The 23,249-nt window shown below is 50.5% G+C and carries 19 protein-coding genes; 4 read left to right on the forward strand and 15 right to left on the reverse strand.

What is annotated here, in order from left to right; genetic code table 11:
* Positions 1–161: 161 nt before the first annotated feature.
* The 6 genes from tyrA to C3B51_RS00665 all read right to left on the reverse strand — a co-directional run bounded on the left by tyrA (position 162) and on the right by C3B51_RS00665 (position 5,780).
* Positions 162–1,295, reverse strand: coding sequence for a bifunctional chorismate mutase/prephenate dehydrogenase (tyrA, locus tag C3B51_RS00640; RefSeq protein WP_130243836.1), 1,134 nt, complete (start codon positions 1,293–1,295; stop codon positions 162–164).
* A 161-nt stretch (positions 1,296–1,456) separates the two neighbouring features.
* Positions 1,457–1,816: a 50S ribosomal protein L19 gene (gene rplS / locus C3B51_RS00645; RefSeq protein ID WP_046006656.1), complete on the reverse strand. Its 360-nt coding sequence runs from the start codon at positions 1,814–1,816 to the stop codon at positions 1,457–1,459.
* Positions 1,817–1,849: 33 nt separating this feature from the next.
* On the reverse strand, positions 1,850–2,614 hold the full coding sequence (trmD, locus tag C3B51_RS00650) for a tRNA (guanosine(37)-N1)-methyltransferase TrmD (protein ID WP_130243837.1): 765 nt from the start codon (positions 2,612–2,614) through the stop codon (positions 1,850–1,852).
* Positions 2,614–3,147, reverse strand: a complete 534-nt coding sequence (gene rimM / locus C3B51_RS00655) for a ribosome maturation factor RimM (RefSeq protein ID WP_130243838.1) — start codon at positions 3,145–3,147, stop codon at positions 2,614–2,616. Before rimM ends, trmD begins: the two co-directional genes overlap by 1 nt.
* A 17-nt stretch (positions 3,148–3,164) precedes the next feature.
* Positions 3,165–3,413: a 30S ribosomal protein S16 gene (gene rpsP / locus C3B51_RS00660; RefSeq protein WP_010382415.1), complete on the reverse strand. Its 249-nt coding sequence runs from the start codon at positions 3,411–3,413 to the stop codon at positions 3,165–3,167.
* A 276-nt stretch (positions 3,414–3,689) separates the two neighbouring features.
* Positions 3,690–5,780, reverse strand: coding sequence for a TonB-dependent hemoglobin/transferrin/lactoferrin family receptor (locus C3B51_RS00665; protein WP_165389094.1), 2,091 nt, complete (start codon positions 5,778–5,780; stop codon positions 3,690–3,692).
* Between the two features lie 240 nt (positions 5,781–6,020).
* On the opposite strand from C3B51_RS00665, the gene C3B51_RS00670 reads away from it, so the two are divergent.
* From C3B51_RS00670 to C3B51_RS00685, 4 genes are read left to right on the forward strand one after another with little or no spacing between them, the layout of a single operon-like run.
* Entirely contained in the window at positions 6,021–6,839 is an 819-nt protein-coding gene (locus C3B51_RS00670) for a heme/hemin ABC transporter substrate-binding protein (RefSeq protein ID WP_130243840.1), read from the forward strand.
* Positions 6,836–7,882: a FecCD family ABC transporter permease gene (locus C3B51_RS00675; RefSeq protein ID WP_130243841.1), complete on the forward strand. Its 1,047-nt coding sequence runs from the start codon at positions 6,836–6,838 to the stop codon at positions 7,880–7,882. The genes C3B51_RS00670 and C3B51_RS00675 overlap by 4 nt, the downstream gene beginning before the upstream one ends.
* The gene (locus C3B51_RS00680) at positions 7,875–8,672 is read left to right on the forward strand and encodes a heme ABC transporter ATP-binding protein (protein WP_130243842.1); all 798 of its coding nucleotides are present in this window, start codon (positions 7,875–7,877) and stop codon (positions 8,670–8,672) included. Before C3B51_RS00675 ends, C3B51_RS00680 begins: the two co-directional genes overlap by 8 nt.
* Entirely contained in the window at positions 8,665–9,405 is a 741-nt protein-coding gene (locus C3B51_RS00685; RefSeq protein ID WP_125716315.1) for a HugZ family protein, read from the forward strand. The genes C3B51_RS00680 and C3B51_RS00685 overlap by 8 nt, the downstream gene beginning before the upstream one ends.
* A gap of 83 nt (positions 9,406–9,488) precedes the next feature.
* On the opposite strand, the gene C3B51_RS00690 is transcribed toward C3B51_RS00685, so the two are convergent.
* The 9 genes from C3B51_RS00690 to C3B51_RS00730 form a co-directional block, all read right to left on the reverse strand.
* Positions 9,489–10,649, reverse strand: coding sequence for a hypothetical protein (locus tag C3B51_RS00690; RefSeq protein ID WP_130243843.1), 1,161 nt, complete (start codon positions 10,647–10,649; stop codon positions 9,489–9,491).
* A gap of 76 nt (positions 10,650–10,725) precedes the next feature.
* Positions 10,726–11,529, reverse strand: coding sequence for an outer membrane lipoprotein-sorting protein (locus tag C3B51_RS00695; protein WP_130243844.1), 804 nt, complete (start codon positions 11,527–11,529; stop codon positions 10,726–10,728).
* 9 nt (positions 11,530–11,538) lie between these two features.
* Positions 11,539–12,276, reverse strand: coding sequence for a thioesterase II family protein (locus tag C3B51_RS00700; protein ID WP_125716312.1), 738 nt, complete (start codon positions 12,274–12,276; stop codon positions 11,539–11,541).
* Positions 12,277–12,290: 14 nt separating this feature from the next.
* A complete protein-coding gene (locus C3B51_RS00705) occupies positions 12,291–12,854 on the reverse strand; it encodes a class I SAM-dependent methyltransferase (protein WP_130243845.1) in 564 nt (187 codons plus the stop codon).
* Positions 12,855–12,952: 98 nt separating this feature from the next.
* Positions 12,953–14,119 (reverse strand): acyl-CoA dehydrogenase family protein, encoded by a 1,167-nt coding sequence (locus C3B51_RS00710; protein WP_125716310.1) that lies wholly within the window; start codon positions 14,117–14,119, stop codon positions 12,953–12,955.
* 55 nt (positions 14,120–14,174) lie between these two features.
* On the reverse strand, positions 14,175–15,293 hold the full coding sequence (locus tag C3B51_RS00715; protein WP_125716309.1) for a thioester reductase domain-containing protein: 1,119 nt from the start codon (positions 15,291–15,293) through the stop codon (positions 14,175–14,177).
* A complete protein-coding gene (locus C3B51_RS00720; protein ID WP_130243846.1) occupies positions 15,293–16,774 on the reverse strand; it encodes a condensation domain-containing protein in 1,482 nt (493 codons plus the stop codon). Before C3B51_RS00720 ends, C3B51_RS00715 begins: the two co-directional genes overlap by 1 nt.
* Before the next feature lie 9 nt (positions 16,775–16,783).
* Positions 16,784–20,128 carry a non-ribosomal peptide synthetase gene (locus tag C3B51_RS00725; protein ID WP_130243847.1) on the reverse strand — a complete coding sequence of 1,115 codons (3,345 nt, stop codon included), beginning with the start codon at positions 20,126–20,128 and terminating at the stop codon, positions 16,784–16,786.
* Between the two features lie 80 nt (positions 20,129–20,208).
* Complete coding sequence (locus C3B51_RS00730; RefSeq protein WP_130243848.1) at positions 20,209–23,247, reverse strand: type I polyketide synthase; 3,039 nt, start codon at positions 23,245–23,247, stop codon at positions 20,209–20,211.
* Between the last annotated feature and the right edge of the window lie 2 nt (positions 23,248–23,249).

The raw sequence follows: 23,249 nt of genomic DNA on the forward strand, positions 1-23,249 counted from the left end.
ATATGGCGCTAACGGTGTTAAAAACTTCTCATTTAGAACAACTAAATAGCAAAATTTTTGCCTGGTTATCGACGATATTTTCTCGCCTCAAAATAGAACACTTAATTAAGCAAATTGGTATAAAAAACAAGAGCGAGGCTTGCCTCGCTCTGCCATCATAACTAAGAAATGACCTTAGCGTCATTGGCCTTGTTAAGCAGACCGCGACTTTGTCGTAAAAAGGTTTGTGCACTGTCCGAGAAATAGCTTTTCGCCTCTTCAAACGCCGCCATCAACGCCGCTTTATCGCCCGCCTGCAAGCGACCCAGGGTTTGAGCAAAGGTATCCTGATAACTGGCAAGCAAACCTTCTACTTCGTCAAATTGTGCCAGCATAATATCGGTGTAGAGCTCTCCCGATTGCGCAAACAAGCGACCAACCATCATCAACTCAAGTTGGTAAATAGGCGATGAGCAGCTTCTCAGCTCTTCCAGCGTATGACACTGGCGGGCCAAAAACTGACCGTATACAAACGTCGTGAGGTGGCGCATGACCTGGATGATCTGCATAGCCTGATCGTGCTTTTTCGCTGCCATGTTTGCCAGATGACAACCCCAGATCTGCAATTGCTCAAGCAGTCCCTGATACGCCTGCTCGCCTCGGCCATCACACACCACCACGGTTTGCTTCACCCAATGTGAAATATCCGGGCCAAACATGGGGTGCAGGCCAACAACAGGACCTGCATGTTTGTTCATCATGGCCTGCAAGGGTGCTTGTTTAACCGAGGTGATATCGGCCAGCACGCAATCTTCGGGCAGCTCAGGCAACTCATTGATCACCTGCTCCAGTGCATTAATCGGCACACTCAACAACACCAGTTTGGCGTCGGCTAAAATCGCCTCTTGCTCGGCCTGTTGTGCCTTGTCGAGTATGCGTACTTGATACCCGGAGCGCTCAAGCTGGCGGGCAAACAACTGGCCCATTGCCCCTGCACCACCCACGATGACCACAGGCGATAACTGAGGGGCCGCGCACGCCAGTTCGCTTTGCTGATTCTCATAGGCCTCACGCATCATGCGGCGCAAGATGTCTTCGACCAGATCAGGATTCACCCCTTTTTGCTCGGCTTGCGCTCGCCGGGCTTCGATCAGGCTGGCTTCACGTTGTGGCACATGTAAAGGCGCCCCGGTGGCTTGCTTGATTTTACCGACCTGCTCGGTAAGCTCGCGGCGCTGTGCCAGCAGATCAACCAACGCGCTGTCACAGGCGTCAATTTTCTCCCGCAGCAAAGCAAGTTCAGATGTTTGACTCATTCCCATAGTGTAAACTATTATTTACTTCAGTAAACCAAAAGATACACCCAGTCTAACAGGAAGAAATAGGATAAGAAAGCGGATTGAAATTATAGAGTATAAAAACCAAAACGGGCCACTCAAAGAGTGGCCCGTTTTTAAGCATTGGTAAATGCGACGTATTAGTTAAGTTTTTCTTTAATACGTGCAGACTTACCAGAACGCTCACGCAGATAGTAAAGTTTCGCGCGGCGAACTGCACCACGACGCTTCACTGCAATGCTGCTGATAAGAGGGCTGTGCGTTTGGAATACACGCTCTACACCTTCACCGTTCGAGATTTTACGAACTGTGAATGCAGAGTGAAGACCACGATTACGCTTAGCGATTACAACACCTTCAAAGGCCTGTAGACGCTCTTTGTCACCTTCTTTAACACGAACCTGAACAACAACTGTGTCACCAGCGCCGAACGCAGGTACGTCTGTTTTAAGCTGCTCTTCTTCAAGCGCTTTAATAATATTTTGGTTTACTTTTGCCATTTTATTTCTCACATTCCTAGGAGTAACTGTCTTCTAGCCACAAGCTTCATGTTCTTGCTGAAATTCAGCAAGCAAACGTGCTTGCTCCTCAGTCAGAGCTAGGTTACGCAACAAGTCTGGACGGCGTAACCAAGTTCTTCCCAGTGACTGCTTTAAGCGCCACTCGGCTATCGCTTGGTGGTTTCCACTGAGTAATACAGCAGGCACCTGTTTTCCATCCAACGTTTCTGGCCGAGTATAGTGTGGACAATCTAATAAGCCGTCTGAGAACGAATCTTGTTCTGCAGACTGGTTGTGACCTAACACACCTGGCACCAATCGCGCGACAGCGTCGATTAATGTCATGGCGGGCAGTTCACCTCCACTTAAAATAAAATCCCCGATGGACCATTCTTCGTCGACATACGACTCGATGATCCGCTCGTCTATACCTTCGTAGCGACCAGCGACTAAAATCAACTTTTCGGATTGAGCCAGTTCGGCCGCACCTTGTTGATCTAACTTCCGCCCTTGTGGAGACATATAAATTACTTTAGCGCCTTTCCCTGCTGCCTGTTTGGCATCGAGAATGGCTTGTTTGAGAGGCTCGACCATCATCAGCATGCCCGGACCACCACCATAAGGTCGGTCGTCAACGGTTCTGTGCTTATCCAGTGCATAGTCTCTCGGATTCCAGCAGTGAAAGTCGATCAGCCCGTTTTTTACGGCCCGACCGGTGACACCTTGCTGAGTGACCGCGTCAAACATTTCAGGAAAGAGTGAGATCACCCCAACCCATAGTTTTTGCTGTTCACTCATTAAAACGCCGGATCCCAGTCTACAGTAATTTCTCGTTCTTCGTGCTTAACTTCAATCACAACAGACTCTGTCAGGAATGGAATTAAGCGCTCAGACTGACCAAATGCATCTTTTTTGTTTGCTTTCACAACCAAAACGTCATTTGATCCTGTCTCCATCAAGTCATCAACATGACCCAGGTTATACCCTTTTGTCGTAACGACTGTCATACCGATGAGATCTCGCCAATAAAACTCCCCTTCTGGTAATTCAGGGAGCTGCTCTACATCTACTGAGATTTCTGCATTGGTCAGTGCCATTGCTTCGTCTCTGTCGTTGATGTTCGCAAACTTGGCGATAAAGCCCTTGCTGTGACGACGCCAGTCGCTCACTTCAAGGGTTTGCCATTTACCTTGTTGACCTATCAACCATGGGCTGAAATCGAAGATCCCTTGGGGATCATCAGTAAATGAATGCACCTTAAGCCAACCTTTGATGCCATAAGGAGCACCAAGTTTACCAACAACGATTGTCGAGGTTTTTTCTTGACTCATGGTTACACTTACGCCTATTAAGCCGCTTTACGAGCGTCTTTAACCAGTTTCGCTACGCGATCTGAAAGACCAGCGCCTTGACCTACCCAGTGATCAACACGGGCAAGGTCTAGACGAAGTTTTTCTTCTTGACCAGCAGCGATTGGGTTAAAGAAACCTACTTTCTCGATGAAACGACCGTCACGCGAGAAACGGCTATCCGCAACCACGATTTGATAGAATGGACGCTTTTTAGCGCCGCCACGTTGCAAACGAATAGTTACCATACCGTCCTCTACATAGATTGACTGTTTTCATTAATAAGATTTGCTTCCCACTTTGGGAAGCTGGGGAATTGTACGTCTTTTTTCACGCATTGCAAGTGTGAAATCCATTTTATTACCAAATGATGAAGATGCTTGGTAATTGACGGAAGATGACGCCTAAATTGTGTTAATGCGATGACCAGCCTGGGTCATATCGCAACTGAGGGCATCAGTATAAAAGAAGGGCCGCAAAACAGACACCCTTCTTTATATACAGCGGTACTTTAACTGTGCAGACTAGAAGGTGATCTTAACTTTGGCCGCCAGATAACGTCCCGGCATTGTATACTGAGACAAGCTGGTGTCGGCAGCACTGCCAGCAACCCGCTCGTAGTTGACGTATTCCTTATCCAGCAAATTAAAGACCCCCACATTCAGTTGCCAGCTGTGCCACTGATAATCTGCAAACACATCAACCGTGGCCCAGCCAGCGGTTTTAATTGCCGCATCAGAGGGGACTTTGTCCATATGACTGGCAGCACGCAGCGCCGTTGTCAGCGACCACTGCTCAGATTCATAACGCGCTTTAACAAAGCCATTAAGCGGGCTCAGCGATTCTATGTAGTCATCGGTCTGGGAATTTTTACCATGCAGGTAGGTCACGCCACTGTCGATGGCAAGCTGATCGTTTAGCCACAGGGTCATATTCGCTTCAACCCCTTTGATTTTTACTTCTTCAATGTTCTGGTACTGAAATACCTGTTTGCTGACATTGGGAATAAAGGTCGGCTCGGTGCGTACCAGTTGGTTGGCAATAAAATCATCAAAAGTCGAATGGAATACGGCAAGGGAGAACTGACTGCTATCGAAATTGCCTTTTAAGCCCAGCTCTATGCTGTCACTGTATTCCGGATCCAGGTCTGAATTGGGGATGATCTGGTAAAAAGGCTCAACACCGTGGCTCTGATAGGCCTGATCGTGGGGCGGGATCTTAAAACCACGGGCATACTGGCCCACCAGGCTGAGATTCTGGGACAAGCTGTATACCACGCCCAGTTTGGGTGACAAAGCCGTTGCATCAATTTTGTCAAAGGCACCGTCGGCGTACAACGCGCTTTGCTTGGGGTCCATCTGATAACTGTCCAATCGCAGGCCCGCATTTACGCTCAGGGTATCGGGCAGCAGCGTCACGTTATCCTGCACAAATAGCCCAATCAGCCTTGTATCCGCGCCGGGGAACGCTTTTTGTGGCTCATGATCTTTAACCAGTGTGCCTTGCAGGTTGCGCCGTGACTTATAACGCGGGCGCTCGGTGTCATACTGGTCGAAATCAGCCCCATATACGAGTTGGTGCGCGACATCGCCAACGGTTAACTGTTTGTCCAGTACCAATCGGGTACCGACAATCTGCTGCTCAAAGCGATAGTCATTGGTATCAACGTAAGGGCCTGAGCGGTCAGCACCAGCACGAGTTTGGTCGCTGCGCTGCTCGTAATCGCTGAAGTATGCCTGGGCCTCCAGGTTATCGTATATCCTGGTTGCCGCGCTGCTATTATAGAGTACAGACACCGACAGGCTGTCGTTCTCTTCCTTTGTTTCGTGGCTCTGAGCTGCCAGTACCTGCTCGGTTTCCTGCGTGTAATAATCCAAAGTGGTTAACAGGCTGGACTGCGCCCCCAGGGTCAACTCACCTTTGAGTACCGCAGCCGTAGAGGTGTAGTCCGCCTCCGGTAAGGTTTCATCATAATTCTGTGTCTGGCTGCCATCTCGGCGCGTTAACTGGACCGATGCAGCATGCTCGCCAAGGCGCTTTGCAAACACGCCGCTGAGGCTTTGCTCATCACTGGCACCGTGATAACCGGCGCTGAGGTGCGCATAGCTGGCGACATCCGCCAGATAATCAGACGGCGATTTAGTGGCTATCACAACGATGCCGCCAAGTGCGTCAGAGCCATAAAGTGAAGATGCAGCCCCCTTCGCAACTTCGATTTGCCTGACACCCTCTAAGTCCAGATAACCACGGCCGATTAACAAGCCCTGCCCTCCCTCGTAGGCATCATTGAGTCGACGACCATCTTTAATATACACAACCCGGTTGCCGCCAATGCCGCGCACAGTGATCGCCTGAGCGTTACCCGCACTGCCCTGTGTGGTTATACCGGTTTGATAACGAAATGCCGAAGCCAGATCGATACTGACTTCCTGCTCCAGAGCCTGCTCGGTCACCACACTGACGCTGCCAGCGACATCCGACAGCTTCTGCTCGACCCGTGACCCGCTGACCACAATCACGTCTGCCGACTTTTCAAATTCATCGGCCTTAACATCGGTCGTACCAAAAAGTGCCGCCACTACACCAAGCGCAATACTGCTGTGCTTTAAAGTCATTAGAAACCTCATTCAGGGAATTAAACAGAACTATTTTGCTGAGCACTATAATGTTCCCAAAACTCATTTGCAAATGATAATGGTTTGCATTTTTATATTTATGTAGATTTATGCGTTTTCATTACGTAGAATCACCATCAGACCGGGAACGTGCTATCAGGCTGTCTGTTTTGACGGATTAATAAACTGTAAGCAAATACCCGGACCCATTTAATACAATTGATTTTAACGGGATAAAAAATGCAAAAACTTGTGTTTCTGATTATGCTAGCAGTGCTCAGCAACCCAATACTCGCAGCTCAGCGGGTCGTTATCGCCGGCGGCTCCCTAACGGACATCGTCTTCGCTCTGGGTGGCGGGAAAGACGTTGTGGCGGTTGATACCTCCAGTACCTCGCCGCTGCAAGCAACTCAATTACCCAAAGTTGGCTACTATCGGGATCTGGCAGCTGAAGGGGTGCTCTCTCAACATCCCGAGCTGATCCTGGCCTTACAAGGCAGTGGCAGGCCCGAAGTCTTAACCCAGCTGCGCAGCACAGGCGTTAAACTGAATCTGTACGATAAGCCGACCAATATTAATGAACTCTTTAACCTGATAGGTCAGCTGGGCCGGGATCTGAACCGCCAAAGCCAGGCACAAGGTCTTATTGCCCGCCTGAAGCAAACCTTGCCCGCCAAAGCGCCACCGTCGTCGCTCAGTGCCCTGTTTATTCTCTCTGCGGGCGATCGCGGTGTTACCGTGGCGGGCCCGGAAACCGTGCCAGACCTTCTGTTTGACTACACAGGGATCCGTAATCTGGCAACGGCACCCGGCTACAAACCCTTCAATCGCGAGGCCATGCTGGTCAGTGCGCCCGATTTTCTGGTCGCGCCCAGCCATGTTGTGTATAGCCTGGGCGGCCCTGAGCAGTTTTGTCAGCAAAGTGCCCTGGCATTACTGCCAGCAGCGCAGCAGTGCCGACTGCTGGTCATGGACTCTCTGCTGTCAATGGGCATGACCACCCGATTGCCCGAGGCCATTGCTCAGCTTGCAGCTTATCGGGAACAATCCGCGCTATGACACCCACACTTGCTATTCTGACGGCGCGTCATCACCAGATCTGGTTGTGGCTGAGCGCAGTCATGGTGATTGTGCTCGCCTGGTTATCGCTGAGTAGCGGCCCGGTTGGCTGGGACTGGCGCATGCCTCTGGTCGCAATATTGCCCGACGCTTTTGTTCAGGACATCAGCCAGCTGCATGCGACTGTGGTAACCCAGATCCGCTTGCCCAGACTGCTGCTGGCGCTGTTGGTGGGCTGTGTACTGGCCTGCAGTGGTGCTGCCAGTCAGGCATTGTGTCGCAATCCATTGGCGGACCCAAGCCTGATGGGCGTAACCGGTGGCGCCGCCGTTGCAGCCATAGCCGTGATTGCACTGTCACCCAAGGTTGCCTTTATTAATGAGTCCATGGTCGCACCGGCTGCCTTTCTGGGTGCTCTGGCGATCACCTCTTTATTATACCGGATTGCCAGTCACCAGGGTCAGGTCCAGATCACGGTATTGCTGCTTGCCGGAGTAGCCATCAATGCCGTGGCCATGGCCCTGATAGGGTTATTTAGCTTTTTTGCCGACGATACCTCGCTGCGCCTGATGACCTACTGGCAGATGGGCGCACTGGCCGGTGCGAGCTGGCCCGCAATGCAATATGGTGCGCCGCTGATCCTCATCTGTATCGCCATGCTGTTTATTCGTCGTAAACAGATCAACGCTTTGATGCTCGGTGAGCGCGATGCCAGACACCTGGGCGTTAACGTCAGGCGACTGAAAAATGAAGTCATATTTTTGATAGCGCTGGGTGTAGGTGGCGCCGTTGCTATGTCAGGCATGATAGGCTTTGTTGGCCTGCTGGTCCCGCATCTGGCACGCCTGCTGGTCGGCCCCGATCTGCGCCGTATGCTGCCTTTGAGTATGTTACTTGGCTGTGTGGTATTGCTCACGGCCGACTGGCTGGCACGTCTGATTGTTGTCCCTTCAGAGCTGCCCATTGGTGTGATCACCGCCCTGTTCGGCAGTCCGTTTTTTGTCTATTTGCTGATCCAACAAAAACGAGGTGCACATGCTTGAATGTCTTAACCTGACGGTGACCCGCGGCGCCAAGCCGGTACTGACTAAGGTGTCATTGACGCTAAAAGCTGGTCAGTTTATTGTCTTACTGGGTGAAAATGGTGCCGGTAAGTCGACCCTGCTGAGCGCGATTTGCGATGATATTCCTTATCATGGCGAGATCTTATGGCGCGGCGCACCACTCAATACGCTGGACCCGCTAACGCTGGCCACACAGCGGGCCGTGCTGTTGCAGCACAATCGGGTCAACTTTGCCTTTAATACCACAGAGCTTATCGCCATGGGCCGCTACCCTTATCAGGAAAGCCCCAGGGAACAAGCTGCCGTGGTGGATCAACTCATCACTCAGCTGGCACTTGAACAGCTCGCCAGACGTGAGGTTACGCAACTGTCTGGCGGCGAATTTCAGCGCGCCCAGTTTGCCCGCTGCCTGGCCCAGCTAAATGCACATGACCCGGGCACCCGAAACAAACTGATGTTGCTGGATGAGCCGACCTCGGCACTAGATCTGCACCACCAGCATCGGGTACTCAGTGCCGCGCAACGCTTTGCCCGTCAGGGTAATACGGTTATTGCCGTATTACATGATTTAAATCTCGCGTCGCTTTATGCCGACCGGATCCTCTTGCTGGATAATGGCCAGATCCGAAGCGATGGTCCGCCGCAAAATGTCCTCAGACACGAAGTATTGCAACCCATTTACCAAACAGGCATGCAGATTAATCTGCATCCCGGATATAATATACCTATGATATTCTCAGAACCGCTAACAGGAGCTCCCAATGCGTGAACAAGCTGTTTTTGAAGCGCGCCAGCTGCTCAGACATTCGACTGTCTGTGTGATGTCCACACTCTCTAAAAACCTGGCCGGCTACCCGTTTGGCTCAGTCACGCCATTTATGAGTGACGATCAGGGTCGGCTAATTTTTTACATTGCAGGCATTGCACAGCATTCACGCAACCTGACAGCCGACAGCAGAGTGTGCGCGACCATATTTGATGCGGCGCAAAGCGGCGATCAGAACGAGCATGCCCGCGTCACCATCGTCGGCGACGCCACCCCGGTGCCAGATGAAGAAGCAGCCGAGTTACTGCTGCGCTATGAGCGTCACTTTCCTGAGGCCGTCAGCTACCGCCAGGCACATGATTTCAAATTGTGGCGTATGGACATAAAACGCGTGCGTTATATCGCCGGCTTTGGCCAGATCTTCTGGCTAGAGGCAGACGAATGGGCACAGCCTGCTGCCAATTGGGATTTGGCCAGCGAAGCGCATATGGTGGCACATATGAATGACGACCATCGGGATGCCAATCAGCTGATCCTTAAGCTGGTGCATAATGTTGATGCCGCCGAGGTGATGATGACCACGCTACTCAATGAAGGCTGTTATTTCAGAGCAAATAACAAATCCTATTACGTGCCCTTCGACAAGCGCTGCGAAGACGCAACCGCAGTGCGCAAGGAGCTGGTGCGCCTCACCAAAGCTGCCCGTACACACTTTTCAGCAGCGGTGACAGACTAAAACGCCCTTGCACTGTATAGATTTGTTTGTTACTTGTCTGTCTCACGTGTCAGGATAACCTCTGACACACGAGACAGACAGATTCAAAAGTAATATTCCAGAGTCAGCTGTAAGAAGTCTTCTTTACGGTTGCCATAAACCGGATTGTGCGGAGTCTGAGAGTGGAAAAGGTAAGCCTCTAGCACTGCCCGAAATTGATCTGTGAGCCGAGTTGACGCTTCGAGTTTAAAAATAAACGAATCCTTGTCATCCAAATCCCACGAAACACCCGCCAATAACTCGCTGCCATCTATGTCATTGGCCACCACCCGAGTGCCAAAAAATAGGTCATTTTGGGTCAGCGGCATGTCCGTACCGTTCCTGCTATCGTATTGATATTCAAGAATAACACCGAGATCCATGCGGCTATCAAAAACCTGCGTTGTGGTGTGCTCAAAACCGGTAACATAGGCAACATGTGACTGCAGAGCGTTTCTCGACAATGCTTCCAGTTTTAGTAACCAGCTGTCAATAACCCCCTGCAAGTCGACACTGATTTGGTTCATTTGCGTGTAATGAAGTGCCAGAGTGTCATTGCTATTGATACGACGCAGTGGTTCCCGGTTAGTACCACGAAAATAGCTGACGCCAAGTTCCCAGATATCAAAATATTGACTATATCTGAGGGCGAAATCCAGGTGTTTTTCCTGTTGCGACGACTCATAAGTTACAGCGGCATCATCCACCTCAAATGGCGTCCCCAGACGCCCATGAGCCGACGGAAATGCCAGCTCGCGAAAATAGGGCAACATAAACACATCTAACATCCCCCAGTCCCGGGCAATACTATATTGCACCATAGGCTGGCCAAGCTTGTCCTCGCCGTCCACGCCCTCAAGCTGATCGGTTTGGTTGATCACATCTACCAGGTGCAATGACTCAGTGACCCCCCAAAAGACTTTCCCGACTCCGGCGCGCAACTCATAATCGTCGGCAACATGCAAAAATATAAATTCACGCAGATCGACATGGGTTCTGTTTTTATCGAGCCCGTCGAAACGCGCGAATGGCTTAACGGTCAGACTGGTGCTACCCGCTACCTCTGCCAAGTAAAATTCCGGCTCCAGTTTAACGGAGGTTTGATACAAACCATTATCTTGCGTTCCGTGCGCAAAAAACTGTCTATGCTCTATGTCTGCCTGACCTTTAAGCTCAAAGGCCTGTGCTGAATTGACACACAACATAACAAATAACAGATATCTCATACGGTATCCCTGTTTGTTTCACGTGCACTGTCAGGTGTTCCTCATGTCTGGTCCACCTGAACAGGCACGCAGACGATTATCTAATACGTTTCAGTACATTCTTATTAAAATCTTTGTCTGCCAGTGAAACGGTAAAATCAAAATTTGAGTAACGAAGTACGGTCTTACGGCCATTCTGGACATTGGCCATTTCCAATGTGTGCGCTCTCCAAACACCATTTTTGTACTGTTTATAATCTTTCAGGGTGAGCCGTTTTAACAGCTCTCCCCGCTTATCAAAAAACTCCACCTGCAACGGCTGGTAATGACCGGCATCTAGCCAAGTTTTCAGCTTGGTGTATCCTGAGCTGGGATAGCTTGGCGTTGATTCGACCACAAACGCCGGTTTGTCTAAGGTATTGTCCTGGCTCGCCGCGCCATAGCTATAACGGCCTACTTCAAACGAACTCATGTCCTCATACGCAAATTCACTGCCCATAAATGAGCTGGATTTGTTGTTTGAGGAAATGCGCTTGACGCGTTTCAGGCTGGGGAGGTACAACCACTGATTATCCATTTTAGAAACGTAAGAATGGTTGAGAAATGCAACGCCACTGACATCGTGTGGTTCATCAAACATACTCAGGCTCTTGTCACCATCGTCCACGACTTCAAGTGACATATTGCGCATCTTACGCGTCGAGGTTTCACCCGATGGCGTGTAAAGTACCATCTCTAAATTTGCTTTACTGGAGTGCCAACCCGAGTTATGTTGCTGCCTTTTTTCCATCAGCGATTTTGCATCTATGCTTGCCGCCATTGAATAGCAGGATGACAGCAACAAGGCTGGTACAACAAAGCGATAAACGTTTGTCAGGTTTTTTTTCGCAAGATTAAGCATACGTGTTCCTTACAGTTCTCTGTTAATGATATTTAGTAGCTGTGGTGCACATTCGTGTAAAAAAAAGTGCCCCCCGGGTAAGGTTTCATGGCTGACGTTGCCACAAAATAATTCGCCCCAGGCAAACACTTCGTCTGAACTGGCCACCTCATCCTGTGCACCGGCAATCACCACAGTGTCCATATTCAACTGCTCGGCAGCTGTAAACTCGTAGGTTTCACTCAGTGCAAAATCAGCACGCAAAATCGGGGTGTAAAGCTCCAGCAGCTCTGGGGTATTAAATACCTGCTCTGGGGTGCCTTTATACTGCTTCAATACCGAGATAAATTCGTCCTCCGGCAGAGCATGAAGTGGAAATTCACGTCCATTTTGCGGTGCCCGCTTTGCTGCAATAAAGAGTTTTTTCGGCTTTAACCCCAATTCAGCATTGATTTTTTTTGCCAGCTCAAATGCGACCAATGCCCCGTTGCTGTGACCATAAAACGAAAACGGTTTGGTCAGACTCGGCTTAATGCTGTCAAATAAGGCCTCTACCAGCTGGGTTAAATTGTTTTCCAACGGCTCGCCAAAGCGCCTGCCCCGACCTGGGTATTCGATCCCTATTACCTGACAGTGGTCGGGCACCTTTTGTGGCCAGTCAAGGTATACCTGGCCGCTGCCTCCGGCATAAGGGAAGCAAAATAAATTGTGAGTGATATGTGCACTTTTTGGTTTGTGCTGAACAAACCAAACATTGTCCTTTACCATGCCTGCAATGCTCCTTATGCTTGCTTTTCGAAAAAGTATGTTTTTGCCATGAACAGTCCCCTTACCGGCTTCACAACGTAGTTCATTGCTATAAACTGGGTGACTGTGGCTTTAAAGTGGGAGGCACTGAGGCCAAAAATAGCCGGCTCGGCTATCAGTATGCCACCTCCGGGCTTGAGGACACGGTCAAACTGTTCAATCAACTTTGTCGGGTCTGGTACTTCATGCACAACGTAAAAAGCCCAGATCAAATCGATCGGAGGCAAAGCCGACCAGGCACTGTCACTGCACAATACACATTGCAGATTATTGATATCCGCACTTGCTGTTTTCGCCGCTACTATGTCCAACATGCCTTGCTGTATATCCATCGCGAACACTTGCCCTGAGTCACCGGCTAGTCTGGCAATATCCAGCGTGAAATAACCCGGGCCACAGCCAAAATCGACCACCTTCATGCCTTGCGACACATAAGGTTGCGCAACCTTGTATGGGTTTTGCAGCCAGCGACGGTACCAAGTATCCAGCGACTGGGCCTTTTCAACCGGGCAAACCCGGCTATTGATTTGCTTGTCCATTTATTTACTCCTGTTCCAATTGCGTACAAGGCAAGCAAGAGCAGGCACCTTATGTGCGGTCTACGCACCGAACTCCTGCTTATGCCACTTGCCAACCGTTAATTACACAAAGCCCTGCTCGCAATGCTTCTCAGTAAAATGTTGACGGTACCTTCGTAAATTTTGCCCACCTTGGCATCGCGGTAGAGTTTTTCGACTGCATACTGTTCTGCAACCCCATTGCCGCCCAGGGTTTCGACCGCACAGGAAGACGCTCTCTCTGCTAGCTGAGATGCCAGCAGTTTTGCTTTATTCGCATCATCCATTACCTGAGTTGCCGAATAGCCCAGCTCAATCTTCTTCGCAGCCTGATAAATAAAGGGTTTGAGCACGCTGATCTCCGCAGACAACTGCGCAAGCGGGAACGCTACGCCCTGAAAGTTAACGATTTTATCTTTAAAAGCATGGCGCTCATTACTGTAATTCGTGGCCAGCTCGAGTGCCCCTTCTGACAGACCAAGCATTTGTGCTGCAATGCCAATCCGGCCAACGCATAAACCATAGTTGGCAATGTCGACACCCTGATTGGGTGTGCCCAGTACCGCTGAATCACTCACGAAGACCTTATTCAGAACGACAGGACATGTTGAGCTTGCCCGAACACTCATTTTGCTCAGCCGTTCGCCAATCGTGACACCGGGTAAATTGGTATCCAGTAAAAACGCGGTGGCTACTTCACGACCGCAAGACTGTGCCACATTGGCTATCAGCACCATGACACCCGCTTCTTTGGCATTGGTTATCCAGGTTTTTTCACCGGAAATTTCATAGCCGCCTTCAACTTTGGTCGCGGAAGTGGTCATAAGGGACAGATCACTGCCAGCCTGAGGCTCAGTGACCGCAAATGCGCCCGTAACATCCGTTGCCACCTTGGGCAACCACTGGTGCTTTTGCTCCTCACTGCCAAACTGTAAAAGCAGCTTGTTAAACAGTATGTTATGCACATGCAAATAGACCGAGACACCCGGATCGACCCGTGAGATTTCCTGAATGGTCAACACCGAGCCAGAAAAGGGCAAGGCACTGTCAAACAAACAATTGTCGTCCCGGGTAAAGTACGGCTCGGGCACTTCTAGCCCCAGCAAGCCAGCACTTGCCAGTTGCTCCAGTATATCTATGTCCAATTTTTGCGCTTTATCCCTGGCCAAGACATTGGGTCGAACATATGTTTCACTGAACGCTCGCAGTGTTTCACTGGTGGCTTTCAGACTAAATTTATTACTCATAGCTAAGATCCTTTAAAAACGCGCACGCAACAATCCGTGCGCGATTTCCTTACAATTAAACAGGGGAAGGGAACAGGTTGAATTGCCGCATACCCAGCACCACACGCTGTAGTGCTTCATCGTCCAGTTTGCCGCTGTCAACATGGTGCTGACTGATGAAAGACTGAGTGAACTGACTGTCAAACACCCTGCCCTGGCTTTTCTGTGGTAACTCCGGCTCAAAGTAGTCAAGCAAAGGCAACAGCGCATTGTCACTGGTGGTAGCATTCGACCTGAGCCGCGCCACCCACACGTCATAATCACACAGCTCCAGGGGATGCCCCAGTTCAATTGCCGCTTCCATCACCCGGCTAAACAAGGTCGCGTCATCATTGACCAGATGAAAGGTTTTTCCGCTGGTACCACTTTTCAACATCAGCTCAACGAGCCCTTTTACCACATAATCCAAAGAGGTGAGGTTGACTTGTAGCGCACCGCTTGGTGCAGCGCCAAGTTGAATACATCCGGTCACCAGTTTAGCCAGTGCATCATTGACGTTCGGCGAGTTATAGGTTTTGCCGGCGCACACCAACCCGGGCCGCACGGTGAAATAACGCAAGCCACGCTTGCCAGCATTCGCCACCAGCTTTTCTGCTACCCATTTAGAGCGCGAATAACCTGAGTAAGCCGTCGACGCCTCATCCACTTCATCACTTTCCAGAATAGGCTGGCCATCACTTCTGGCATCAAACAAGCGTAAGGTGGACACATTGACAAACGCCACGTCTGATTCCTGTGCCAGCCGCAGCAAAGCCTGCGTGCCATTGACATTGATATTTTTTAGCTGGGCATAAGTCAGCACATAGTTAACCGCGGCGCCGTTGTGCAACACTACATCAATATCATCAAGCAGCTGCTGGTAGACCAGCGGTGCCAGCCCCAGCCTGGGCTCACCGAGGTCAGCAACCACTGCGTCGAGACGCTCCGCATAGCTGTCATCCCACAAATCGAAAGATTGCAAGCTGTCTTTGAGCCGCTGCACAGCCGCTTGTTGCGACTGTGCCCGGACCAAACACGTTACTCTAAGCCATGGGAGTTGCAGTAGCTCCGCCACCAGGTGCGAGCCCAGATACCCAGTTGCTCCGGTCATCAAGACATGTGACTTTTGCTCGCTAAGAAACGCATCTGAATTCATTACGCCTCCTCTACCGCACAATCACAGAAGCTCAGATCAACCAGCTGCGCATTGGCACATGCAAAAAAGCGCTCGGGTGCCTGAGCAACCGATTTGATCAAACTGGCAGTCTGTGTGATAACTTGCTCCACCCCGCCCGATGCCTTGTTATGATCAATAAACCAATGCAACTCCAGAAGATTCGCATTTTCAACGATCAATAGCTCCAGAGCCTGACCCGGCACATGGGCAACACCATTGTGCATTGCACCGAACCACTTCATCGGCGGCACCACACCTTCCTCAACAAATTCGCTGTATCGGGAGATAGTGCTGGTAAACACAATGCGGTTATCTTTGACCTGCTCAGTCAGCGCCTGCTCGCTCACCACGTCATAAAAGCCATTGTCCAGATCTGCCCAGGTTTGTGATTCCAGCTGACGACAATAGTCAACAAACTGCGCCAGGCCATCGATCTCCACTTTACTGAAGGTCCCGGAGCTGTACTGACCAAGAATGTCATTGACTTTGGCGTCGAATGAAATGCGATTGAACAGACGCATTTCCAGAGTAAAGTCAGCCAGTCTGGCAGTCCCAGCCAGCGCCAGAGTAAATAGGCTGTAGATGACCATGGAGCCGGTCAGTTTGTTATCACTGGCAAATGCCTTAATCGCCATCCAGAGTGATTTATCGATAATATCCACTCGATATTCAGCCCCTGCGGTAGATACTGGCTGAGTGCTGGATAAATCATCCCCTGTCAGCACTGGAGGCAGATCCGCTAACTTTTCAGTCCAGTATGTCCGAGAGTTTTGCCACTCCCGGCTGGACTTCTGAAATGCCCGCTCAGTCTGACAGTAGTCACGGAATGTCAGCGCACCAATCTCACCCAGCGATTTACGACCTTCATATAGCTGGCGCCATTGCAAGGCTAGAAACTCCACGCTGACCAGATCCAGCAACATCAGATCAGCGCCAACGAACAGCTGCCACTGGTTGTTATCCAGCTGACAAATTGTCACCATAAACGGCTGTGTGTTTTCACCCGCTCTCGGCGCTTCAAACTGGGCGCGGATCTGGGCCAGGCGCAGTACTTTGCTGCTTTCATCCACGCCTCTCAGATCCACCACGTGTGCCTGCCAGTCCACAGCGGTGCGGGTTTGCAGCTGCGTGCTTTGCCCGTCATCCACCTGAATACTGTGGAGGATAGTGTGATGAGCAACCAATTGGTTGATGGTCTCAACAAATCGCTCAATATCTAAGGCATCACGTTGTGTCTCCATAAAAAACCAGTGTCCCGTACCGGCTTTTGCTGCCGCCTTTAACTGCGCCAGTTGAAAACTGCGTGGTGCATACGGCGTATAACGCTGCTCAGGCTCTGCTATCATGGTTTGCACTGCTTGCTGTTCATCCAGCTTAACCGCTTTTCCTTTGAGCATTTTACGCAGCATGGCTTGCTTCGCAGCAGACATGCCCTGTATTTTTTTCTCTAAATCTGTCATGGTCCGTCCTTAGAAATCTTCCAGCAGCTCAATTTCTTCATCTGACATAGACTCAATTTGATTGATAATCGTTTTTTCAATCAGGGCGGAGATCTGTGCCACCGTGGTTGCTTCAAATAGCTCTGATAATGGCAGGTCTACGCCAAACACCTCATTCAGCTTGTACAACAGATTACTGGCGATGAGCGAGTTGCCACCTAAACGGAAGAAATCATCCTGCGTACCAATTTTGTCTACTTTCAGCAGGTGAGACCAAATTTCGGCAACGCGTATTTCCACATCCGTGGCCGGTGCGACATACACCACTTCCACAGCATTGCTTTCAAATTCAGGCAGATTCTTGCGGTCTACCTTGCCATTGGCCGTCAACGGCAGGCTATCGAGCAGTTGGATATTTTCCGGGATCATGTAGTCCGGCAGCCTGGCGCGCAGCGCTTCCTTCACCGTCTCGATAAAGGCTACCGGATCGCCGTTTACCTCGTCTGCGACCAGATAAGCAACCAGCTGACGATCCTGGTTTGTTTCACCTGCGGTGATCACGATATTGTGTCTGATCCCATCAATCTGATAGAGCGCCGACTCGATTTCACCCAGCTCAACCCGGAAGCCGCGCACTTTAACCTGGGTATCGTTTCTTCCCATGAATTCGATCCACCCCTCCGGACGCAGCCGACCTAAGTCACCTGTTTTATACAAGCGCTCTTTGGTAACCGGGTGAGTGATAAATGCTGCATCGGTCTTTTCCTGATCGCCCCAGTAACCTTGCGCAACGCCCACACCGCCAATGTACAGTTCTCCCTGCACCCATAACGGACACACTTCCAGGGCATCATTCAGAACATAAAAAGTCTGATTTTTAAGTGGTTTACCATAAGGGATGCTTCTCCACTGCGATTTAACTTGATCGATCGGGTGGTAGATGGACCAGATAGACGCTTCTGTTGCACCGCCCAGACTGATCACTTGCATATCAAAGTTGATCAATTGCAACTTATCTGGCAGTGACAGTGGCACCCAATCACCACTCATCAGGGATAAGCGCAGTGAATCAGGAATGATCTGGGCATGTTCGTCTGCGTAGTCAACAAACATTTCTAGCAAGGCCGGCACAGAGTTCCAGACCGTGATCTGATGTGCATTGGCCAGTTCCAGCCAGTGTTTAGGGTCGGGCAGCTGGTTCTGTGGCATCACAATCGTCGCACCAACCGCCAGGCCACCAAAAATGTCATAGACTGATAAATCAAAGCTCAATGAAGATACGGCAAAGATCACATCATCACGACAAACAGAAAACTTCTCATTAATGTCGACTATGGTGTTCACTGCCCCCTGATGGTCAATTGTCACGCCCTTCGGCTTGCCTGTAGAACCCGAGGTGTAAATAACATAGGCGACGTCATGCTTACTTTGTCTCGGTACAGGTAACGTGCTTGCCTGACTGCATAGTTTCTCACACTCAAAACTGACACATTCAACATGCTCCGGCCAGGTGATCTCCTGCATCAGGGCAGCAGTTGTAACCACCTGAGTGACACCGCCACTGGCCAAAATTTCATGTAACCTTTGAGTTGGCTGCTCCTGGTCAATCGGCAGATATGCTGCACCTGACTTTAAGATCCCCAGCGTCGCAGCAACCTGCTCCCAGCCTTTCGGTGCCACAATGGCCACCAGCTCATTAACCGACACTTTGTCATATAAGTAGTTGCCCAGTTGCGACGACTTGTGATCCAGCTCTGCGTATGTGAGGTTACCACGGCTTGAGACGACTGCCGTTTTGTCAGGACATTGCTGCGCAGACTTCAGAAAACCTTCATGCAACAGCTCTGTCGGGATCTCAGCGGCCGTGTTGTTATAGCTTGCCCACAGCTTTCTTTGATGATCCGGCAGCAGATAATCAGCGCTCCCCTGCTGCCAGGCAGCTTCTTCATAGATCAGTTTAAAAATGAGTTTTTCGTAGGTATCAATAAAATCCTGGATCAAACCATCGGGGAACAATCCTGCGACCACATCAATGTGCAGCACCAGTTCACTGTCTTCTTCCCATAAATGATGTTCCATCCATACCTGCGGTGTTTGTGACACTTCGTACACCCAGCTACCTGGTGCCTGAGTCGGCATATCCGTTTCACCTTCATGGTGCGCCAGCGTGCTGGTAAATACCACAGGCATAATGGCTTCACCCACAGAGCTTTCCGTCATCTGGGTTAGCTCACGCATTAGGCGTACACCTGTGATACTTCTGTGCTCCAGATGCTGCCACATCAGCGACTGGACATCCGCAGCACGCTCAATCAGCGGCCGTTGCCCCTGGTTGTCCACTTTCACCAACTGGAAGGAATTAAACTCCCCAACCATCAGATTGTTGACTTCCGGGTGCAGAGGCAAACGGTTAAATACGGTCATGTTTAAAGTGTGCGCGGAAACTGAGTTCCACAGTGAGATCACCTCTGAGAAGGCACTGGCAAAAAACCCGGATGGTGTTAGTGTTTTTTGCTTGATCACCGCCTTTAGATCCGTCCATTGCTGTTCATTCAACACGATAGAATAGTGCTCAGCCCGGACTTCTTTGATCTCTTCTGGCGTTGCAATCATCGGCAGCAATGGCGGTGGAGGCAGATCTTGCAGTTGCTCTTTCCAATATGCCAAGTCACGCTCAAAGATCGGTGACTCTTCCAGCTCCTGCAACGCCAGAACATAGTCGCGATAGGTCAAATCCTTCGGACTGGGGCGATAGTTTTGCGGATCGTTATAGATCCTTGCCCACTCGTCGATAATGACGCGGAAACTCCAGGCGTCGCCAACTAACAAGTCAAAGTTAAAATGCAGTCGTAAGTTGTCATCCCAGATGGTGGCACACACTTCAAAAATCGGCCATACGTCCGAGGGCAGGATCTCGTGTGACATTCTGTCCCTGACGCTGTCTAGACTGGCTTGTAGTTCAGCTTCGCTTTTCCCACGCATGTCATAGCGCTTAAATGTGTAGTGGCCCACATCTTTAATCACCTGCTGCTGCAGATTGGGCAGTACAACCATACGCAGCTGCTCATGTTCCTGAATAATTTGATTGAACGCCTTTTCCAGTCTGTCTAAATCTTTACCCTTACAGTCAAATTCAGCATATCCATGTCCTGCTACTGTGATGTTAAATATCCCGCTGCGACCAAACCACTGCGCCTGCTGAATATCGGTCAAGGGAAACGGCTCGTACCTGTCCTTTGGATTTGGTGTGATCTGCGGCATATCTAGTTCTTGCTGACTGTCGTCATGTTGCATTTTTTTTGCTGCCAGTAGTTCTTCAAATTTAGCACGCTGCTCTGGTGATAAATTATCTATCCTTGCTGTAATATCATTCATTTTTTATATTCCAATTTCGTTATTAGTCGATTTTGTTTAGTAAGACTCACGACTTGCGTAAGTCTTTTTATCAGGGTGGATTAGACAGTTTCTAACATGTCCAGAATCTCAAGCTTGAGCTTCAATTCATGTTCTTCATGCCACTGTTCAACAAGCTCCGCGGCTTTGTGAATATTGCCGGCAGCCAGGAAGTTAGACAGGGTAATTTTGCACTTCAGCACTCGGTTGATATCGCCAATCACCTCAGTTGCCAGCAGCGATGTGCCACCCAGCTCTATGAAGTTGTCATAGATCCCAAGCGGTGCAATCCCGAAGAACTGCCGCCAGATCTGAGCGACTTTTTCTTCTGTGCTGGTTGCCGGGGCTACGAAGGGTGTCATCAGGTTAGGTCGATTGCCTTGCTCCGAGCTGTCGCTACTCTCTTGCGTGTCACTGCTAAATGACAGCGACTCGAAGCGCAGCGCATCATCGGGGTCTTGATTGTATTCAACCCAATATGAGCGGCGGTCAAACGCATAGGTCGGCAAAGGTAAAGGACGCACCGGCTCAGGATTCAGTGCACACCAATCCAGTGTATAGCCACACAACCAAAGTCTGCTCAGTGCTTCTTGCAGTACAGCCGTATCCGGCACGGCTTGGCGTAAGCTGCGGGCAAAGGGAACCACGGATGGATTTTTATCGGCATGATTTTCTCGTAATAATTCACCAACGACCTGATTGGGACCAAGATCCAGGAACACGGCATTAGGATACTTCTCCATCATCGTGGTGCTGGCCGTCACAAACTCAACGGTATTACGCATGTGATCCGCCCAGTACTGGCTTTGTGTCACCGTCGCTTCGTTCACCCATTCGCCGGAGATGGAAGATACCCAGTCAATCTTGGGCGCGTGTAGCTGACATTGCGCGACGACGGCCAAAAACTCGTCATAAATCGCATCGATCAAATGGCTGTGCAGGCCGGCGTCAATATGCAGTGCCTTAATGTCGCCACCCAGTTGCGCATCCAGCTTGCGCTTGGCATCCGCCACTTGCTCGGTGCTGCCAGAGAGCACGGTATTCTTAGCACTGTTTTTTGCCCCAAATGAGATAGGCATGTCGGCAACCACTGTCGCGACCTGTTCGGCACTGTGGGGAACCACGAGCATTTGCCCGGGTTGCAGCTTCATCATCAGCTCTGCGCGTTTGGCTACCAGTAAGGTCACCGTCTCAAAGTCCATCACTCCCGCAAGGTGGGCGATGATGTATTCTCCATGACTGTGCCCTAAACAGGCCTGCGGCTGCAGCTGCCAGTCCGCCAGCAGCTGAGTCAGTGCATACTGAAAGCTAAAAGTTAATGGGAACATCAGGTTGGGTGCCTGCATGGCCTGCATCAGCGCGTCTGTGTTCTGTGGTGCACTATCCAGATAATCTCTCAGCGATAAACCCAGTAACGACTCAAAGCGATCCAGGCAACGGTCCAGAGCTGCCGCATAGGTAGCATTACTGCGATAAAGGTCACGCCCCATATTGACATACTGTGCACCAGCACCAGGGAACAGGAACACCAGGCTGTCTCTTTGAGGAGAGGACATGGTCAACTGTTGCTCAGGGTGGTTTTTCAATATATCAATGGCCTGCTCAACCGAGGAGGCTAAAAAGCTGCGCCGGTGTGAAAAGTCCTGACGGTGAGTTTGCAAGCTTGCACACACATGGTGGAAGTTTGCATCCTGGTTGTGCTCCAGCCACTGCAACAGGTTGGCGGACATTTGCTCCAGTGAGCTAGCACTTTTCGCCGACAGGGTGACGATTTCACGCGTCAGATCGGCAGATACGGTGTCTACGCCCGGTGCAGGTGCTTCCTCCAGTACGATGTGGCTGTTGGTGCCCCCCATACCAAATGAGCTGACGCCTGCCCGGCGCGGGAAGTCTGCATCCCAGGGTTGCTCGGTGGTATTAAAGCGAAAACGCGTGCCATCAGCTTCAATCAGCGGGTTAAGTTCCTTGAAGTTTGCCAGTGGCGGGATCTGTTTGTGCTGCAACATCAGCACGGTTTTGATCAGGCCAACGATCCCCGCAGCGGTCTCTAAATGACCAACGCTGCCTTTGAGCGCCCCAATAAAGCAAGGCATATCGCCGTTACCATAGACACTTTGGATCCCCTGGAATTCAATTGGATCACCAAGGTTTGTGCCGGTGCCGTGAGTTTCAATGTAGCTGATGCTGTGCGCATCCACTTCTGCCACAGTCAGAGCACGCTTGATAGCTGCAACCTGACCTTCACTACTCGGCGCAGTAAAGCCTACTTTGCGGTTACCATCATTGTTAAAGGCAGAGCCACGGATCACCGCAAGTATGTTGTCGTTATCCGCTATGGCCTGATCATAGGCCTTGAGTAACACCACCCCCATTCCACTGCCAAAGATGGTACCGGAGCCGTCTTTGTCAAACACCTGACATTGACCATCTTTAGAAAACGGCATGCCATCTTGATAAAAATATCCAGCATCCTGGGGGACCTTAATGGATACCCCTCCTGCCAGTGCCATATCACACTCACCAAGCAGAATATTCTGGCAAGCCATATGAACCGCAACCAGAGAGGTAGAACAGGCCGTTTGTACTGTCACTGCCGGACCTTGCAAGTTAAGCTTGTACGCCACTCGAGTGGCCAGATAGTCCTTATCGTTACCTAATAGCGCCTGAAACCCGGCGTTGGATGAGACATACTCTGGCTGACAACCCAGGTTTCTCATCCAGTACGAATTCATACTGGCGCCTGCAAACACACCAACCGAACGCTCGGCTTGCTCTGTGGCATAGCCCGCATTTTCCAGAGCTTCCCAGCAGCCTTCCAGGAAGATCCGCTGCTGAGGATCGAGCACACATGCTTCCCTGGCAGGTATATCGAAAAATGACGCGTCAAATTTATCGACATCTTCGATCCCCACGCCCACTTTGACATAATCATCCTGCGCCAGAAACTTGTCATGTATGCCCTGCGCTTTGAGTGCCTCGTCGCTTATCTCTGTGAATGCGGTTTCACCTGCACATAAATTGCGCCAAAACTGAGCCAGGTCCGATGCGCCCGGGGCCCGGGCGGACAAGCCAATGACGGCGACTGCATTATCGTAATTCATAA

It is taken from the genome of Pseudoalteromonas rubra, from assembly GCF_004212645.1.
Lineage (GTDB): Bacteria > Pseudomonadota > Gammaproteobacteria > Enterobacterales > Alteromonadaceae > Pseudoalteromonas > Pseudoalteromonas rubra_G.

Coding starts and splice junctions, on each gene's coding strand:
- tyrA (WP_130243836.1), bottom strand. CDS start 1,295: ATGAGTCAAACATCTGAACTTGCTTTGCTGCGGGAGAAAATTGACGCC.
- rplS (WP_046006656.1), bottom strand. CDS start 1,816: ATGGCAAAAGTAAACCAAAATATTATTAAAGCGCTTGAAGAAGAGCAG.
- trmD (WP_130243837.1), bottom strand. CDS start 2,614: ATGAGTGAACAGCAAAAACTATGGGTTGGGGTGATCTCACTCTTTCCT.
- rimM (WP_130243838.1), bottom strand. CDS start 3,147: ATGAGTCAAGAAAAAACCTCGACAATCGTTGTTGGTAAACTTGGTGCT.
- rpsP (WP_010382415.1), bottom strand. CDS start 3,413: ATGGTAACTATTCGTTTGCAACGTGGCGGCGCTAAAAAGCGTCCATTC.
- C3B51_RS00665 (WP_165389094.1), bottom strand. CDS start 5,780: ATGACTTTAAAGCACAGCAGTATTGCGCTTGGTGTAGTGGCGGCACTT.
- C3B51_RS00670 (WP_130243840.1), top strand. CDS start 6,021: ATGCAAAAACTTGTGTTTCTGATTATGCTAGCAGTGCTCAGCAACCCA.
- C3B51_RS00675 (WP_130243841.1), top strand. CDS start 6,836: ATGACACCCACACTTGCTATTCTGACGGCGCGTCATCACCAGATCTGG.
- C3B51_RS00680 (WP_130243842.1), top strand. CDS start 7,875: ATGCTTGAATGTCTTAACCTGACGGTGACCCGCGGCGCCAAGCCGGTA.
- C3B51_RS00685 (WP_125716315.1), top strand. CDS start 8,665: ATGCGTGAACAAGCTGTTTTTGAAGCGCGCCAGCTGCTCAGACATTCG.
- C3B51_RS00690 (WP_130243843.1), bottom strand. CDS start 10,649: ATGAGATATCTGTTATTTGTTATGTTGTGTGTCAATTCAGCACAGGCC.
- C3B51_RS00695 (WP_130243844.1), bottom strand. CDS start 11,529: ATGCTTAATCTTGCGAAAAAAAACCTGACAAACGTTTATCGCTTTGTT.
- C3B51_RS00700 (WP_125716312.1), bottom strand. CDS start 12,276: ATGGTAAAGGACAATGTTTGGTTTGTTCAGCACAAACCAAAAAGTGCA.
- C3B51_RS00705 (WP_130243845.1), bottom strand. CDS start 12,854: ATGGACAAGCAAATCAATAGCCGGGTTTGCCCGGTTGAAAAGGCCCAG.
- C3B51_RS00710 (WP_125716310.1), bottom strand. CDS start 14,119: ATGAGTAATAAATTTAGTCTGAAAGCCACCAGTGAAACACTGCGAGCG.
- C3B51_RS00715 (WP_125716309.1), bottom strand. CDS start 15,293: ATGAATTCAGATGCGTTTCTTAGCGAGCAAAAGTCACATGTCTTGATG.
- C3B51_RS00720 (WP_130243846.1), bottom strand. CDS start 16,774: ATGACAGATTTAGAGAAAAAAATACAGGGCATGTCTGCTGCGAAGCAA.
- C3B51_RS00725 (WP_130243847.1), bottom strand. CDS start 20,128: ATGAATGATATTACAGCAAGGATAGATAATTTATCACCAGAGCAGCGT.
- C3B51_RS00730 (WP_130243848.1), bottom strand. CDS start 23,247: ATGAATTACGATAATGCAGTCGCCGTCATTGGCTTGTCCGCCCGGGCC.